Raw genomic sequence first — 15,761 nt, 5'->3', positions numbered from 1 at the left:
CGCCGCCGCCCGCGGCTTCGGCGATCAGATCTGGACGAACTCCAGCTCCATGAGGTGAGCCAGGGCCTTGAGCTCGGCGGCGCGGTGGCCGACGCCCAGGGCCCAGTGGTGGGAGATGCCGGTGGCGCTCCACTCGTCGGTCCACTCGCCGGGGTCGCGGCCGAAGTCGACGCGGGAGGTGGTGTTGCCGATCTGCAGGTGCGGCCCGTCCACGGTCTCGCCCTCGGAGGCCACGAAGGCGAAGCGGCCGTCGCGGCGCTGGATGAGGCCGAACGCGGTGACCGGGCCGTGCTTGACGTCGAACTCGACCGAGACGCCCCAGCCGCGTTTGCCGTGGTAGACGCCCAGGCCGCGCAGCAGCGGCCGGCGGGCGCTGATGGCCAGGTGGGCCGGGCCGTCGTGGCCCATCTCGACGTGGCCGCGGCGGAAGTCGAGCGCCTGCAGCTCGGTGAACGACCCGCCCGCGCCCAGGCGGTCCATGACGAGCATGGCCAGGCTGGTTCGCAGTTCGTACTCGCCGGCGGCCGGGATGCCGCGGGCGGTGAGCAGGGAGGCGCCGAGGATCATGCCGGCGCCCAGGCGTTCGTGCTGCTCGCCGTCCAGGCCCCGGTGGTAGTAGGCCAGGCTGTCCAGCGCGAAGTCCTCGGCCAGCCGGTCCAGGCCGACCGAGACGCGGCAGGCCCAGTCGAGATCGACCTCGTTGACGGTGTCGGCCAGTTCGAAGATCTTCTCGGTCTCGGCGCGTTTGGCGGCGGCGTCCGCGTCGGTGACCTTCTCCACGCGTACCCGCAGGTCGTCGAACTCCAGCACCTCGACGTGCCCGCCGAGGTTCGCCGGCACCAGGGTGAGGTCGGTGGAGACGTCGAGCATGCCGGGGTAGAGGTGGCCCATCAGGCCGTGGCGCCCGTGCCGCAGCGCGGCGCGGGCGCCGGCCGCCCGCACCCAGCTCGTGATCTTCGTCCAGGCGCGCTCGTCCTCCAGGTAGCCCGACACCGACCGGAACGGGATGCCGACGCGCAGGAACGTGTTGGCCATCTCCGGCAGTGGGCAGGCGCCGCAGTAGGCCAGCCACTGGCCGGTGTCGAACGTGGCGTGGTCCATCGACTCGGTCGGCTGCAGGTTGATCAGCAGCACCGGCGCGCCGCTGCGCTGCGCGATCGGCACCAGCATGGTGGCCGTCATGTACGTGGTCAGGAAGCCGACGATGAGGTCGCAGTCCGCGGCCCGCAACTTCTCGGCCGCCACCGCCCCCTCCTGCGCGTCGGAGATGAACCCGACGTCCACGATCTCCGCGTCCAGCTCCCGCATCCGCTCGGAGACCCGTGCGGACGAGCGCTGGAGCTGGGGGAGGAGGTCGGGGAACTGGGGCCAGTAGGCGCCCAGCCCGCCCGCGACCAGTCCGACCCGGGTCTTCGTCTTGTTAGCCACGGTGGTGCCCTCCTGAGGGGTTATGGGAGGTTGACGCGGTCAGAAACGCGAAGTTTCGGACAAAAGTATAGATCGTCCCCAAAACCACCGCAGGGCACCGCGCCTACCCGTAGGTGGGGCGCTGCGGCCAGCCGGGCGGCGAGTCCTCCCAGTCCTGCTGCCTGCCGTAGGGCATGAGGTCGAGCACGCTGTTGGTGAAGACCAGCCGGTCCACGCCCCGGGAGGTGGTGCTGTAGGTGCGGTAGACGTCGTCGCCGTCGCGCAGGAACGCGCTGAGCATGAACCCGCCCCCGGCCCCGCAGTCGTCCGCGAACGACGTGCCGTGCGACGACACGAACGGCAACGTCCAGCCCATCCGCGCCTTGTACGCCTCGATCTGGGCGAGCGGCATGTTGGACACGGTCACCCACGTGACCCCGGCCTCAGCCAGCCCCGCCAGCCCCGTCGCCGGGACGTTGTTGGTGAACCAGGTGCAGCCAGGGCAGTAGTCGTCAGGACCGTTGTCCATGAACTGGTAGACGGCCAGTTGCCCGCGGCCCTCGAACAGATCGAGCAGGGTCTTCTTCCCTGTCGGAGTGTCGAACACGTAGTCGGCGGCGAACCTCACCATCGGCAGGCGGCGGCGCCGCGCGGCGATCGCGTCGAGCGTGCGGGTGGCGTCCTTCTCGGCCTTGAGCAGGTCGTCGCGGGCCTGCCGCCACTCCTCGGCCGAGACAATTTTCGGTTTCTCCATGCCGTGGATTCTGCGCCGCCGCACCGACAAAAACGAGCTACCTCTCGGCCGGCGCCCTCTCGGAGGGCCTGAGGAAGAAGATGCCGAGGGCCAGGACCAGGACGAACGGGATGTCGGTCAGGAACTTGCTCCAGTAGCGCTCCAGATCCATGGCGGCCTGCCCGGCCATGAGCAGGGCGTGAGCCAGGTTGGCCCACATCGTGAAGGACAGGAACGACGTGTGGGCGAGCGGTCTCCGCGCGGCCAGCAGGAGGAACACGCCCCACACGACGTAGATCGTGAACAGCATCGGCGGCACGTGGGCATGCTCGTGGCCGGAGCTGACGTCGTTCCAGATCGTCCAGTTCAGCGGGCCTCCAACCTCCGCCAGCAACGGGGTCCGGACCATGAACCCGATGAAGAGCGACCCGAAGATCGCGAGTGACAACACGCCGTAGACCCGCAGGAACGCGGCGAGCGTGCGAAGCCGCTGGTTGTCGTCCATGTCAACCCTCTCTCGTAGCCGTTGAGTGGTTGGACACTACAACTCTATGATTGGAAATAACAACTAGAGAGGTGGATTGGCGAACTTCCGCTGGTAGGGTGGGGGTCATGGTCGGCAAGCGGAGTTACGGCGACGGATGTGCGATCGCGCACGCCCTCGAACTGGTGGGGGAGCGCTGGGCGCTCCTGGTCGTGAGGGAGCTGATCCTCGGCCCCAAACGTTTCACGGACCTGCGCGCCGGGCTGCCGGGGATCAGCGCGGACATCCTGACCCAGCGCCTGCGCGAGCTCGGGGACGCCGGCGTCGTCCAGCGCCGCAAGCTCTCCCCGCCCGCGGGCTCCTGGATCTACGAGCTGACCGGCTGGGGTGCCGAGCTCGAGCCCATCGTCACCCGCCTCGCCCGCTGGAGCAGCCGCTCTCCCTCGCTGCGGCGGGACGCCCCGCTCAGCGCCGACTCCGCCGCGCTGTCGCTGCAGGCCCTGTTCGCGCCCGCCGAAACGTTCGACATCACCGTCGCCCTGCGGCTCGGCGAGCACCACTTCCTCGTCCGGATCGCCGGCGACCACCTCGGCCTCGCCCGGGCCGACTCCGACCAGGCCCAGGCTGACCTGATCATCGAAACCAGCCCCCGGACCCTGGCCGCGCTACTCGGCCGCGCCCGTCCCCTCGCCGACACCCTCACCACCGGCGAGCTCACGCTGACCGGCCCGCAAGCCCTCGCGGAACGCTTCCTCGGCCTCTTCCCACCCCCCGAACCGATCACCGTCGCCCACGCGCCTGCCTGAACGGGACCAGGCCGTCGTCAGGCGGGGCCGTGACCCGCGCCGCGTCCTCGAGCACGTTGCCCCACGACCACGATCCGCCCAGGCGCTCGCCCTGCTGCGATCTTCCCGCTCGGGGTGACATCACGCCGCCGCCGTAACCGGTGAGGGTGCCGGCCGGTCCCGGTTACGACGACCGCGCGTCCATATGCGACTCAGCGCGGCGGCGGGATGGTGTTGAGGTTGCGCGGCTGGACCGACCGGGCCAGCCGGTACGCGGCCTCCGCGTTCACGAGCCCCGCGCCCGTCGGCCCGTCGTAACCCTCGTTGGCCACCTCGCCGGTCGCGCTCTTGCCCTCGATGACGTCACGGGCCGACGCCTTGAGTATGGCCTTGACCAGGTCGGGCGACAGCCCGGGCTGCGCCTGCTTGAGCAGCGCGCACACCCCGGCCACCTGGGGAGAGGCCGCGCTGGTGCCGCTGATCACCGTCCAGCCGTCGTCGGCCGCTGTGCCGTCCTTGTTCGGATAGCCGGGACCCGCCAGGCTGGTGTCGATCTCGTCGCCGGGCTCGACGGGCAGCATGATGTAGAGGGCCCGCGGCTGCCTGCCGACCAGGCCGCACACGTCGGGCACGTGACGCCCGGCGTAGATGAGGCTCTCGAAGCTGCTGGCGTAGTCGGAGGCCTCCATCTTGAACTCGCCGTTGACCTGCGTCTCGTCCACGAACACGCCGCCGACGGCGATGACGTCCGGCATCATCCCGGGGAAGGCGATGTGGCCGTTGCCCGCGGAGAAGCAGACGGTGATGCCGCGCTCCCTGACCGCCTGGATGACGGCCAGCTCCAGCGGGCGCAGGGCGTTCGGCAGGCTGGCCACGCCGGGCAGGTGATAGCCCCAGCTGTTGGTCATGACCGAGGGCGACAGATCGGAGGCCGTCTTGAAGGCGAGCGTGGCGTTGGCCCCCATCTTGACCCCGACGAAGTCGATGTCGCGGGCGCTGGCGAAGATGTTGGCCGCCTCGGCGGTGCCGTGGCCGTACTCGTCGTGCTGCACCCTGGTGGCGTCGGGGGAGAGGGTGGCGTTGTAGTTGTAACCGTGGTGGTCGTAGAAGGGGTGCCGGTAGAAGCCGGTGTCGGGCATCGCGACCAGCACGCCCCGGCCCGTGATCCCGCGCTCGTGCACCTGGTGGGAGCGGAGGATGAGCGCGACGTCGTCGGGCACCCGCAGGTGGTGGTATCCCACCCGCGGCGGGATGGGGGAGGCGAAGAACTGCGGGGGCGGCTGCGGGTAGGCCCGCTCGATGTACGGCTGGAGCTCCTGCGGCATCGAGAACGACTCCCCGGCCACGTGGGACAGGTACGAGACCTCGGCGCCCGCCTGGGCGGTCACGTCCGGCGGCTGACCCTGTAACTTCGCCTGGCGCACCTCGACGTGGGTGCCGAAGGTGCGCTCCCACAACGATCTGGGGCCTTCGGCGCTGATGGAGAAGGTGCCGACGTGCCGGACCGTGAAGCCCTTGGCTTGGAGTTCGCTGGCCGCGCGGGCGGCGACTCCCGGCGCCGGCTTGAGCTGGTCGAGACTCGCCGTCTGCGCCGCCGTCGATTCGGCGAACATCGATGCGCCGCTGTCCGGTCGCAGAGCCGCTTCGAAGTAAACGGTGTCGGCTCGTTGCTCAGTCATCGTGGTCATGTCGCTCCTTCGCGAGATGAGACCAGGGACAGGCGTCAGAGGGCGTGGAAATCGGGCGGCTCCACCAGGTGAACGCCGACGACGAGCTCGCTCAGCTCGCCCGGGACCGTGGGCCGGGGCAGGCCGAACACCTGCTCCCACACGTCCCTGGGCGCGCTGACGCTGGTCGTCGTCCCGATGTGGAGCACCTTGAAGCCGAGGCGCGTCAAGGCGGCCGCCGCCTGGCGCTGCCGTCCAGGCGCCGTTTCGACCTCGGCCGAGAGAATCTCGCCCTCAGCAGCCATGCCTCCAGGATCGTCCCTGGGCGCCGGCTCCGACACAGGGGGCGGCCCAGGGATTACCCTTGGATTCCGGTCCCGGGCTACCGGCCGCTCCACTTGATCTCATACGGCTGGAGGGCGAACTCCTTGCCGTCCACCGTCGTGGTGACCGCCGCATCCGCCGTGTTGACCAGCAGGAGCTGCTGCGGCTGCGCCAGCACTCGGACCTTCGGGTCGGAGGAGGTGACCTGCTGCAGCTTGGCGTCGGCGGGGAACCACTTGGTGAAGTTGCTCACCAGCTGACCCGTCGGCATCTCCGCGCCGGTCCGCGGGTCCCACAGGCAGGCCGCGCAGGGGCCTTCCTTGGTCTGCGGGTTCCAGTACAGCGCGGTGGCGGCGCCGCTCTCGGCGAACTCGATCATCGAGGCGGCCTGCACGGCGAGCCGCTTCTTCTCCGGCCACGTGGTGCCGTCCTCGGGCACGAAATACCACTCCGACCACCAGATCGGCAGGTCGCCGGTCTTCTCGCGCAACCACTTGGTCACCGCGCCGAACTTGGCCAGCGCCCCGAACTCGTCAGGTATCAGCTCGTGCGCGTCGGTGGGCGAGGCGCCGTCGACCACGATGAAGTCGGCGCCCTTCTTGTTCTTGAACCAGTACTCGAAGGCGTCGATGGCGTTCTGGTTGACGACTCCCCACGGTCCCTGCAGCTCGGACTCGCCGTCGCTGTTGCTGTCGAATCCGAGGTACGGGCCGCCGACCTTGGCGTCGGGCCGGGCCGCCTTCACCGCGTCGTAGACCTTGTTGTACAGCTCCGTGTAGCCCTTGTAGTCCGCGGGCTTGGCGTGGTCCTTCCAGAAGCCCTTGAACTCGTTCCACACCATGAAGTACTTGACGTCCTTGTACCTCGTGGCGACGGTCGCCGCCAGCCGGGCGAAGTCGTCGTAGTGCTCGGGGTAGGGGGCGTCCTCCAGGTGCTCGTCCCACGCCGACTCCTCGGTCGGGCCCTCGGGGCCGCCCTTCATCCAGTCGGGGGCGCAGCAGAGCGTGATGATCTGCGTGCCGCCCGACTCCTTCATGAGGTTCAGCCGGCTGTCGAGGTCCTCCCAGAAGTACTGCCGCGGGTACGGCTCCGGGTTGAGCGCGCCGAACCCCATGATGTGCTGGTTCTGCAACATCGGCGTCCGGGCGAGCGACTGGGCCACGTCCTGCTCGAACTGCTGCGTGACGTTGTTCGCGCTCACCCCCGTGTGCGTGAACCCCCAGCGCGGCCAGCCCGGGTCCACCGCCGGCGGCTTCCCGATCTCGCTCTCGCTCGCCGCCCGCGGCGCGGCCGAAGACTCCTGTACGGCAGGGCCCCCCGGCTCGTCAGGATCGATGAACCCGCAGCTCGCCGCGGCCAGCGCCAGGGCGGCGACCACCGCGGCCGAGGCGGTCAGCCGGCCGAGCCGCCGCCTGGTCCATCCCCCGTTACTCGATACCACCCGATGCCCACCCGATCCTCGCCGTCGTCATGCCGCCTGTAGCGTTCCATGGGTGGCGCATAAGGGGCACATCGGGAGCAGGGTTCACAGCTAATCGTTATCGTCCGGCCCGTCGAAGAGCTTGACGTGGTCGGTGACCCAGTCGGCGAAGGTCCGCGCGGGGCGGCCGAGGATCTTGTTCACGTCGGCGGTGACCGGGTGCCGGGCCCGTGCGGGGTGCCGTTTGGCGGCGGCTCGTCGGGTAGGGGCGGCCACATCGGGTGGTCTCGTGACAGGGGGCGAGCATGCGAATCGAGGACTACGCGCTGATCGGGGACATGCACACCGCCGCCCTGGTGGGCCGCGACGGCTCGATCGACTGGTTGTGCCTGCCCCGCTTCGACTCGGCGGCCTGCTTCGCGGCGCTGCTCGACGAGCCGCGCGCGGGCCGCTGGCTGCTGGCCCCCGCCGACGGCCAGGCCCGCCCGCGGCGCCGCTACCGGGACGACACCCTGATCCTGGAGACCACCTGGGACTCGCCGGGCGGGTGCGTGCGGGTGCTCGACTTCATGCCGCCGCGCGGCCAGGCCCCCGACGTCGTACGCATCGTCGAGGGCGTGCGCGGGCGCGTCGAGCTGCGCACCGAGCTGGCCCTGCGCTTCGACTACGGCAGCATCGTCCCCTGGACGCGTCACGACGGCGGGCGGCTGGCCGCCATCGCGGGCCCCGACTCCGCCTGGCTGGACGCCCCCGTGCCGCTGGCCGAGGAGAACGGCACCACCACCGCCCGGTTCGCGGTCTCGGAAGGCGACCGGCTGCCGTTCGTGCTGACGTGGCACCAGTCGTGGTTGCCGCGACCGGCGAAGGTCGACCCGTTCGACGCCCTGGACGACACGGAACGCCTGTGGACCGGCTGGCTGCGCGCCTGCGCGTACCAGGGCGAATACGCTCAGGCCGTACGGCGCAGCCTGCTCACGCTCAAAGCCCTCACCTACGGCCCGACCGGCGGAGTGGTCGCCGCGCCCACCACCTCGCTGCCGGAATGCGTCGGCGGCCCCCGCAACTGGGACTACCGCTACAGCTGGCTGCGCGACGCCGCCTTCACGCTGCGCGCCCTGCTGACGTCCGGGTACGACGACGAGGCCACCGCCTGGCGCGACTGGCTGCTGCGGGCGGTCGCGGGCGACCCCGCCGACCTGCAGATCATGTACACCGTGGACGGCACCCGCCGCATCCCGGAATGGCGCGCCGACTGGTTGCGCGGCTACGAGGACTCCCGGCCCGTCCGCGTCGGCAACGCCGCCTCCGACCAGGTCCAGCTCGACGTGTACGGCGAGGTCCTGGACTGCCTGTACCAGGGCAGGCAGGCCGGCCTGTTCCACGACGCGGCCGCGTGGGATCTGCAACGCGACCTCCTGGACTACCTGGAGGGCCACTGGCGGGACCCCGACCACGGCCTGTGGGAGGTACGCGGCCCGCCCCGCCACTTCGTGCACTCCAAGGTCCTCGCCTGGGTGGCCGTCGACCGCATGATCCGCACGGTCGAGCAGCAGGTCCACACAGGTCCGACCGACCGGTGGAAGGCCCTGCGCGAGGAGATCCACCGGGAGGTCTGCGAACGCGGCTACGACCCGGAGCGCAACACGTTCACCCAGTTCTACGGGTCGCGCGGGCTGGACGCGGCCCTGCTCCTGATCCCCCGGCTGGGCTTCCTGCACCCGTCCGACGAGCGCGTCGCGGGCACCGTCGAGGCCGTGCGGCAGGAGCTCGCCAGGGACGGTCTCGTGTTGCGGCACCGGCACGACCTCGACAACCTCGATGAGCTGGCCGGGGGCGAGGGCACCTTCCTGGCCTGCTCGTTCTGGCTGGCGGACGCGCTGGCCCTGCTCGGCCGCGGCGACGAGGCGCGCGAGCTGTTCGAACGGCTGCTGGACCTGCGCAACGACGTCGGGCTGCTCGCCGAGGAGTACGACACCGTGCTCGGCCGCCAGGTGGGCAACTTCCCGCAGGCCTACAGCCACGTGGCCGTGGTCAACACCGCCTCGGCCCTGGCCGCCGTGGCGGTCAGGGGGTGAGGAAGCCGCCGGAGGCGTCGACGTCGGTGCCGAGCACGGCCGTCGCGTCGTCGGACGCGAGCCACATCACCACCCGCGCGATCTCCTGCGGCTCCACGATCCGCTTGATCGGGTAGTCCTGCGCGATCTGCTCGTACGTCACCCCGAACGCCTCGGCCGCCCGCTCCAGCATCGGCGTGTCCACGGCCCCGGGCGCCAGCGCGTTGATCCGGATGTTCTTGTCCGCGTATTCGAGCGCCGCCACCTTGGTCAGCGAGGCGACCGCGTGCTTGCTGGCGTTGTAGGGGGAGATCGTGGCGAAGCCGACCTCCGCGGAGATGGAGGCGGTGTTGACGATGATCCCGGCGCCCTGGCGGAGCATGTGCGGAATTTCGTACTTCATCGCCAGGAAGACCCCGGCCGCGTTCGTGCGCCAGACCTGCTCGAAGTCGCTCAACGTCTGCTCGTGCATCGGGGCCGCCTTCGGGCTTTCGATCCCGGCGTTGTTGAAGGCGATGTCGATCTTCCCGTACCGGCGTACGCATGCGGCCACGAACGCCTGCACGTCGGCCTCCTTGGACACGTCGGCCCGCAGGTAGGTGGCCTCGCCCCCGAACTGCCGGATCGCCCGCTCGTGCCGGCGGCCGAGCTCCTCGCGCCGCCCGCAGAAGAACACCCGCGCGCCCTGCCTGGCCAGCTCGTACGCCGTGGCCTGTCCGATGCCCGACGTCGCCCCGGTGATGAGCACCACCTTGCCGCCGAACCTGCCCTCCGGGTCGGCCCTGCCGGTCGAGGGGTCGGGCGGGTTCTGCGTGTTGGCCAGCGCCGGCGCGGCGGCGCCCAGCGCTCCTGCGGCCATGGCCACCACGCCCGTGGTGCCGGTGGTCAGTATCGCGCGCCTGGACGGCCGCTGTTCTGCTGTCATGACGTTCATGGTCGGCCGCGGGCCGGACGGCGGTCCAATACAGGGGTTCATAACCGGTGGTTATGGATCAGGCGTCGGCAGGCAGCCGTCTGGCGGCCACGCCGGCCCAGCCGAGCCCGACCCCGGTGATCAGCAGCACCCCCGCGGCGCCCATGCCCGCCGCCATGAGACCGGCCGCGCCGGGCAGGAGGAGCTGGGCGGTGCGGTTGCCGACGAGCCGCAGCGACATCGCGCGGCCGCGCAGCCCCGGCGGCGCCGACTCGGCCATCCAGGACATCGTCAGCGGCTGCCCGACCCCGAGCCCGTACCCCAGCACCACCAGCACCGGCGCCAGCAGCCACAACGGCATGGGCAGGGGAGTGAGCAGCATGGCCGCGGCCGCCGCGACGGTGCTGGAGATCAGCAGCCTGCGCCGGCCGATCGCCCGCGAGAGGCGGCCGAGGAAGAAGCGCGAGCCCATGGACGCCACGCCTCGGATGATCAGCAGCAGGCCGATCGTGCCCGAGGTGAGCCCCTGCTCGGTGCCCAGGGCGGGCAGGTAGACGAGGGTGATGTCGAGCGCCGCCAGGACCACGCAGCTCGTCACGAGCGCGTGCGCCAGGCCGGGCCGGCGCAGCAGGGACCGTACGTTCGGCGTCCCGTCCCGGTCCTGGGCATCCGGGCGGGGGCTGCGGGACAGCAGCGCCGACAACACGATCATGACGGCGGCTAGGACGCAGGACCACAGGAAGATGCGGCCGGTGTCCGGGATGGCCTGTTCCCCGCCGAGCGCGGCGATCAGCACGGGACCGGCGGCCTGGCCGAGCGAGGCGGCGAACGTGTAGCGCCCGAATGCTGTGTCGTGGCCGCCGAGCCCGGTGGTGTTGGCCACCAGCGCCTGCTGCGCGATGACGCAGCCGAGGTGGCCGGTGCCGAGCAGGATCCCGGCCGCGACGAGCCCGGGGATGGTGTGGCCGAACGCCAGGAACGCGACGCTGGCCGCCGTGAGCAGCATGGCCCCGGTCACGGCGATGCGGCGCTCGCCGTACCGGTCGGCGGCGTGGCCCGCGGGCAGGGCCAGCAGCAGCGGCGCGATCGCGAAGCTGGCGCCGAGCACGCCCAGCCACGCGGCGGGCACGTCGAGCTCGATAGCCCGGTAGGACATGGTGGGCCGCAGCACGAACGTGATCACCTGCGTGCCGACCGAGTGCGCCAGCAGCACGGCCGTAGCGTGCCGTCGATGCCAGGCTTCAGGCATCGACCCCGTCCCCGCTCGCGTGCTTGCGCAACCGCCAGGCGGCCTGGGCGCCGAGGCTGGCGTCGACGTGCCCGCGCATGACGGCGGCGGCGCCCTCGGCGTCTCCGGCGACCACGCATTCGACCAGGTCCCCGTGCTCGGCGGCGGTGCGGTCGCGGGCCGCCTGGCCGCGTTCGACCTCCAGGGCCAGCCTGCGGTAGCGGTCGGACTTGTCCCACAGGCCGTCGAGCGTCTGGACGAGCAGGTCGTTGTGCGAGGCGCCGTAGAGCGCGGCGTGGAACCTGCGGTGGCTCACGAGTTGCTCGTACGCGGGATTGCCGGGCAGCGGCCTGAGCCCTTGCGCCGCCGCGCGGATGGCGGCGATGTCGGCTCTGGTCCTGCGTTCCGCGGCCAGCGCGACCGCTAAGGGGTCGAGCGAGCGCCGCATCTCCAGCAGGTCGCGCGCCTCCTCCGCGGCCAGCGGGGCCACCCGGGCGTCGCGGTGGGCGTCGAGCTCGACCAGCCCCTCGCTCTTCAACCGGCGCAGCGCCTCGCGCAGCGGCGTCGTGCTGATGCCGATGTCACGCGCCAGCCTGCCCTGCGGGATGACCGAGCCGGGCGGCAGCGCCCCGGCCAGGATCAGCTCCTTGACCCGCAGGTACGCGTAGTCCGCCTTGGTGGAGTAGAGCTCGGCCGCTGGTTGGCTCATCGCCTGTCCCGTCCCCGTTATAACCTCTCGTGACACCCCACCTTAGGCACATATTTCGGACTTGGGGGATGGGCCGCACAGGTTATAGCCGGATCAACCGTGCAAGCGGCGTGAAAGTCAGAGGAAAGCGTTACGTACGGTGACCATGGTTGACACGGTCCCACCAACACCATGAAACTCTCCTGAAACAACGGACGTGTCTACGGTAAACGTTTACAGGAGCGGTGGATGCCCAGACCCCGATGGATCGCCGCCGGCGTGCTCGCCGTCCTCGCGTCCCTCTCCCTGCTGGCCGCGCCGGGCCAGACGGACGTGCGAGCAGGCGGGACGATCACCGCCGCCGCCGCTCCCTCGCCGTCGCTGGGGGAGGACGTCGCCTACAACGTCTACCTCCCCGCCGGCTACGACCGGGGCGCCGACCGCCACCCCGTCCTCTACCTCCTTCATGGCCGGGGCGACACCATGCAGGCCTGGACCCGGGTCAAGACGGTGCTGGACGACATGATCCGGACCAAGCGGATCCCGCCCGTCATCGCCGTCATGCCGGACGCCCCCTGGAACGAGCGCGGCAACTGGTATGTGGACTCCCGCTACACCGAGGGCCGCCCGGTGGAGACGGCGCTGACGCGTGACCTGGTCGCGCACGTGGACGCGACGTACCGTACCGCGCCCATCAGGGAGGCCAGGCTGGTCGGCGGGTACTCGATGGGCGGCGCGGGCGCGCTGCGGTTCGCGCTCGCGCACCAGGACCTGTTCGGCGCCGCCGCCGTGCTCAGCCCGGCCGTATACACGCCGCTGCCGCCGTCGGACTCCTCGGCCCGCGACTACGGCGCGTTCGGGAAGGACAGCGAGAAGTTCTCGGACGAGGTGTACCGCGCGCTGAACTACCCGGCGCTGCTCCCCGAGCTCGACCCCGACCTGCCCGTACGGCTGTTCGTGGCGGTCGGCGACGACGAGTACGCCAACCCGGACCCCGCCGACGCCCGTCACGACCTGGACTTCGAGTCCGCCGTCCTCTACAACGCCGCCAGGCGCTCACCCGCGATCTCCGCCCAGCTCCGGATCATGGACGGCGGCCACGACTGGACGGTCTGGACACCGGCCTTCGAGCAGGCCATGGCCGAGCTGGGCCCGGGCCTGAGCGTCACGCCGCCGACCGGCCTGCCCGCCCCGCTGTACGGCACGGCGGCCACCGACTGGGCCGGGGGCGTCGCGGCCCACGCGGACGGTTCGCTGACCATCGGGTACGCGACGACCGGCGCTCGCCTCGACGCCGTGCTCACCCGTACCGGTACGACCGGCTGGACCAGGCAGCTCGGCACTGCGGCGGACGAGCGCCTGTACGGCGTCGCGCCCTTGCCGGACGGCGGCGTGCTCGCGGCCGGCTACACCAAGGGCGACCTGGACGGCCGCCACGCGGGCAACACCACCGACGACGCGTTCGTGGCCAGGCTCGACGCGACCGGCAAGGTCACCTGGATCACCCAGTTCGGCGCGCCGGACGCGGCCGACCGCCTCTACGGCCTGACCGCCGCCCCCGACGGCGGCGCGTACGTGACCGGTTACACCAAGGGCGCACTGAACGGCCCCAACAGCGGCGACAAGGACGCCATCGTGGCCCGCCTCACCCCCGGCGGAGAGTTGTCCTGGATCCGCCAGTACGGCGGCGCCGGCGAGGACAAGGCGTACGGCATCGCCGCGGACGCCACCAACCTCTACGTCACCGGCAGCGCCACCGCCGCCCTGCCGGGCACGACCGCGCTCGGCGGCCTCGACGGCTGGATCGCCGCCTACGCCCCGGACGGCACCAGGCGATGGGCCACCGCGGCAGGCGGTTCCGGCGACGACAAGCTCAACGCGGTCACCGTCACCACGACGGGCCTCGCCGTCGCGACCGGCATCATTGGGGGCGCCGCCGGTGGCGACGCGCTCACCCTGGCCTACACCGCCCAGGGCAGGCAGCGCTGGCAGCACACCCTCGCCACCCCGGCCGCCGACGAGGGCGCCGCCGTGACCCCGCTGGCGGGCGGCGAGGTCGAGGTCGTGGGCTACACGCGGGGCCGGGTGGGGGTGCCGGCGGGCGGCGCCGACGTGCTCACCGTCCGCCTGGACGCCAAGGGCAAGCAGCGCGCCGCCGCCCAGCTCGGCACCGCCAGGGACGACGCCGTCGACCCCTTCGCCGAGCCCAACCTGTACGCCGCCACGACGCCTTCCGGCCAGGTGGCGATCTCCGGCCTCACCTACGGCGCCCCGACCGGCGGCGACGCCTTCGGCAACGGCGACGTCTTCCTGACCACCGTCGAGCCCTAGAAGGTCACCAGCGGATCCCCGATGAAGTCGGCGATGAAGTTGACGAAGAAGAAGCCGAAGAACAGGAAGTTGAGCACGAGGATGACGTAGTGCCAGGGACGCGGGCGGGCCGGGCGGGGGAGCCTGCTGTTCAGATACATGAGCAGGAACGGATACAGCAACGCCCCCAGGTTGGACATGTTGGCCGACCACTCCACCAGGCCCACCGGCAGCGACTGGAAGATGATGATCGAGATGAGGATCAGCAGCACGATCATGAACGGGTAGTAGAAGCGGCGCGGGTCGCCTGAGATGAGGGCACGCAGGCGCGGGCTCGTGGAGTTGGCCGCGTCGGTCGTCACCCGCACCATCGCCTCGAAGATGCCGAGCTGCGTCGAGAACAGGATCAGCACGCCGATCACGAGCGCCACGTAGAAGACCACCCGGCCGTACTCGCCGCCGAGCGCGCTGGCCACGAACGTCGGCACGTTCGCCCGGGTGGGCTTCTCGCCCGTCAGCGCGACCGCCTGGGACATGAGGAGCGTGGGCAGCAGCATGCCGAGGATGGCGCCGACGAAGAACACGCCCCACATGTCCACCATCAGCAGCCGGTACCAGCGGCGCCAGAGGCCGCGGTTGCGCTCGTCGTCGGGGAAGGTGACGCCGCTGGCGAGGATCTCGCGCCGCTCGCCGCGCAGGCCGGAGATGTAGCCGACGCGGTAGCCCATGCCGTAGCCCTTGTCGCGGTAGTGGCCCATGACGTACCAGTTCAGGCCGGAGGCCAGCGCGGTGAATCCGGCCAGTGCGCCGAGCTGGGTCGCGGTGATCCCGGCGGGCGGGGCGGCCGGGGTGACGAAACCGCGGATGCCCTCCCACCACAGGCTGAACGGCACCACGAGCAGGTCCACGGCCAGCAGGGCGATGAGGATGGTGCCGACCATCACCCAGTTCGCCAGCTCCAGCGCGCGGCTGATGCGGCGGGCGCCCGCGGTGATGAGGAACACCAGCACCAGCAGGCCGATGGCCCACAGGCGCGGTTCGACGTCGTCGGCGCCCGGTGGCACGCCGTGGACCAGCGCGTACACACCCTGGCCCGCGGACGCGGCCCAGCCTCCCGCGATGAACGCGAAGATCACGATGAGGACCGACAGCGGCACCCAGAGCGGCCACCCCGGTGGCACCCGCCCCCAGCCGACCACCGGCGTCTCGCCTGTCGCCAGGACGTAACGGGAACATTCGACGTTGTAGAACGTTTGCAGCAGCGCCGACACGACGATGACCCAGCCGACGCCGACGAACCCGTACTGGCCCACGTTGAGGGGGCCGAGCAGCCACTCGCCGCTGCCGATGGAGATGCCGAGCGCTATCAGGCTCGGGCCGATGGCGTACTTGATCAGTTCCTTGGGGCCGATCTTGGAGACCTTGAAGACCTCCTCAGGCGTGGGCAGATCGGTGACTTCGAGGTCCGGACGGCTGACTCCCAGTGGGTGCGACATCTCACTGCCTCCTGTCGTTCAGGGTGATCCCGAACCACGGCGGCTACAAGACCCAATTGCCGTCCGAAACGCTCCGATTGAGTTATTCGCCGGGCCTCGGCCCTTGGGGCGGTGAGGCGTACTGGAGATATCTCCCATCAGGTGATGACATGACCGCGATGGTGCCAGTCGAGATCACCGAAGCGACCTGGACGTTTCTGCGTGGCGTTACACCACGTTATGAGGATGACTACGTACAGTCAGCTTTGTCAC

General features: G+C 70.8%; 14 protein-coding genes. 3 read left to right on the top strand and 11 right to left on the bottom strand.

All coding sequences use genetic code 11. The features are described 5' to 3' along the window. Window positions 1-24: 24 nt before the first annotated feature. From ACFLIM_RS31705 to ACFLIM_RS31695, 3 genes are all read right to left on the bottom strand, one after another. Window positions 25-1,428: an arabinose isomerase gene (locus ACFLIM_RS31705; RefSeq protein ID WP_393171730.1), complete on the bottom strand. Its 1,404-nt coding sequence runs from the start codon at window positions 1,426-1,428 to the stop codon at window positions 25-27. A gap of 103 nt (window positions 1,429-1,531) precedes the next feature. After that, a complete protein-coding gene (locus tag ACFLIM_RS31700; RefSeq protein WP_393171728.1) occupies window positions 1,532-2,161 on the bottom strand; it encodes a DUF899 domain-containing protein in 630 nt (209 codons plus the stop codon). A gap of 37 nt (window positions 2,162-2,198) precedes the next feature. Further along, a complete protein-coding gene (locus tag ACFLIM_RS31695; RefSeq protein ID WP_393171726.1) occupies window positions 2,199-2,645 on the bottom strand; it encodes a DUF6632 domain-containing protein in 447 nt (148 codons plus the stop codon). 107 nt (window positions 2,646-2,752) lie between these two features. On the opposite strand from ACFLIM_RS31695, the gene ACFLIM_RS31690 reads away from it, so the two are divergent. Next, complete coding sequence (locus ACFLIM_RS31690) at window positions 2,753-3,430, top strand: winged helix-turn-helix transcriptional regulator (protein ID WP_393171724.1); 678 nt, start codon at window positions 2,753-2,755, stop codon at window positions 3,428-3,430. 191 nt (window positions 3,431-3,621) lie between these two features. Here ACFLIM_RS31690 and ACFLIM_RS31685 read toward each other — a convergent pair whose 3' ends face one another. The 4 genes from ACFLIM_RS31685 to ACFLIM_RS31670 form a co-directional block, all read right to left on the bottom strand. Then, window positions 3,622-5,097, bottom strand: a complete 1,476-nt coding sequence (locus ACFLIM_RS31685; RefSeq protein ID WP_393171722.1) for a S8 family serine peptidase — start codon at window positions 5,095-5,097, stop codon at window positions 3,622-3,624. Between the two features lie 35 nt (window positions 5,098-5,132). Then, window positions 5,133-5,381 (bottom strand): hypothetical protein, encoded by a 249-nt coding sequence (locus tag ACFLIM_RS31680; RefSeq protein ID WP_393171720.1) that lies wholly within the window; start codon window positions 5,379-5,381, stop codon window positions 5,133-5,135. 77 nt (window positions 5,382-5,458) lie between these two features. After that, window positions 5,459-6,841: a xylan 1,4-beta-xylosidase gene (locus tag ACFLIM_RS31675; RefSeq protein ID WP_393171719.1), complete on the bottom strand. Its 1,383-nt coding sequence runs from the start codon at window positions 6,839-6,841 to the stop codon at window positions 5,459-5,461. Window positions 6,842-6,931: 90 nt separating this feature from the next. Continuing rightward, window positions 6,932-7,096 (bottom strand): hypothetical protein, encoded by a 165-nt coding sequence (locus tag ACFLIM_RS31670; protein WP_393171717.1) that lies wholly within the window; start codon window positions 7,094-7,096, stop codon window positions 6,932-6,934. A 29-nt stretch (window positions 7,097-7,125) separates the two neighbouring features. Between ACFLIM_RS31670 and ACFLIM_RS31665 the strand changes: the two genes are divergently transcribed. Next, a complete protein-coding gene (locus tag ACFLIM_RS31665; RefSeq protein ID WP_393171715.1) occupies window positions 7,126-8,895 on the top strand; it encodes a glycoside hydrolase family 15 protein in 1,770 nt (589 codons plus the stop codon). Here the strand turns inward: ACFLIM_RS31665 and ACFLIM_RS31660 are convergent. The 3 genes from ACFLIM_RS31660 to ACFLIM_RS31650 form a co-directional block, all read right to left on the bottom strand. Beyond that, window positions 8,885-9,799: an SDR family NAD(P)-dependent oxidoreductase gene (locus tag ACFLIM_RS31660; RefSeq protein ID WP_393171713.1), complete on the bottom strand. Its 915-nt coding sequence runs from the start codon at window positions 9,797-9,799 to the stop codon at window positions 8,885-8,887. The genes ACFLIM_RS31665 and ACFLIM_RS31660 overlap by 11 nt on opposite strands. 67 nt (window positions 9,800-9,866) lie before the next feature. Beyond that, window positions 9,867-11,000, bottom strand: a complete 1,134-nt coding sequence (locus ACFLIM_RS31655) for an MFS transporter (protein WP_393171711.1) — start codon at window positions 10,998-11,000, stop codon at window positions 9,867-9,869. A 28-nt stretch (window positions 11,001-11,028) separates the two neighbouring features. Then, window positions 11,029-11,724 (bottom strand): GntR family transcriptional regulator, encoded by a 696-nt coding sequence (locus tag ACFLIM_RS31650; RefSeq protein ID WP_393171709.1) that lies wholly within the window; start codon window positions 11,722-11,724, stop codon window positions 11,029-11,031. Window positions 11,725-11,952: 228 nt separating this feature from the next. On the opposite strand from ACFLIM_RS31650, the gene ACFLIM_RS31645 reads away from it, so the two are divergent. Further along, entirely contained in the window at window positions 11,953-14,034 is a 2,082-nt protein-coding gene (locus ACFLIM_RS31645) for an alpha/beta hydrolase-fold protein (protein ID WP_393171707.1), read from the top strand. Here ACFLIM_RS31645 and ACFLIM_RS31640 read toward each other — a convergent pair. Continuing rightward, complete coding sequence (locus ACFLIM_RS31640) at window positions 14,031-15,509, bottom strand: Nramp family divalent metal transporter (RefSeq protein ID WP_393171706.1); 1,479 nt, start codon at window positions 15,507-15,509, stop codon at window positions 14,031-14,033. The two genes, ACFLIM_RS31645 and ACFLIM_RS31640, sit on opposite strands and share 4 nt — an antisense overlap. Between the last annotated feature and the right edge of the window lie 252 nt (window positions 15,510-15,761).

Source organism: Nonomuraea marmarensis, assembly GCF_043197025.1.
GTDB lineage: Bacteria > Actinomycetota > Actinomycetes > Streptosporangiales > Streptosporangiaceae > Nonomuraea > Nonomuraea marmarensis.
The sequence above is the reverse complement of the archived record's forward strand: the minus strand, read 5'-3'. Positions and strand labels throughout refer to the sequence as shown.

What these genes read in the sequence shown, in the direction of transcription:
- ACFLIM_RS31700 (WP_393171728.1), bottom strand. Translation starts at nt 2,161, where the DNA reads ATGGAGAAACCGAAAATTGTCTCGGCCGAGGAGTGGCGGCAGGCCCGC.
- ACFLIM_RS31695 (WP_393171726.1), bottom strand. Translation starts at nt 2,645, where the DNA reads ATGGACGACAACCAGCGGCTTCGCACGCTCGCCGCGTTCCTGCGGGTC.
- ACFLIM_RS31690 (WP_393171724.1), top strand. Translation starts at nt 2,753, where the DNA reads ATGGTCGGCAAGCGGAGTTACGGCGACGGATGTGCGATCGCGCACGCC.
- ACFLIM_RS31685 (WP_393171722.1), bottom strand. Translation starts at nt 5,097, where the DNA reads ATGACCACGATGACTGAGCAACGAGCCGACACCGTTTACTTCGAAGCG.
- ACFLIM_RS31680 (WP_393171720.1), bottom strand. Translation starts at nt 5,381, where the DNA reads ATGGCTGCTGAGGGCGAGATTCTCTCGGCCGAGGTCGAAACGGCGCCT.
- ACFLIM_RS31665 (WP_393171715.1), top strand. Translation starts at nt 7,126, where the DNA reads ATGCGAATCGAGGACTACGCGCTGATCGGGGACATGCACACCGCCGCC.
- ACFLIM_RS31660 (WP_393171713.1), bottom strand. Translation starts at nt 9,799, where the DNA reads ATGACAGCAGAACAGCGGCCGTCCAGGCGCGCGATACTGACCACCGGC.
- ACFLIM_RS31650 (WP_393171709.1), bottom strand. Translation starts at nt 11,724, where the DNA reads ATGAGCCAACCAGCGGCCGAGCTCTACTCCACCAAGGCGGACTACGCG.
- ACFLIM_RS31645 (WP_393171707.1), top strand. Translation starts at nt 11,953, where the DNA reads ATGCCCAGACCCCGATGGATCGCCGCCGGCGTGCTCGCCGTCCTCGCG.
- ACFLIM_RS31640 (WP_393171706.1), bottom strand. Translation starts at nt 15,509, where the DNA reads ATGTCGCACCCACTGGGAGTCAGCCGTCCGGACCTCGAAGTCACCGAT.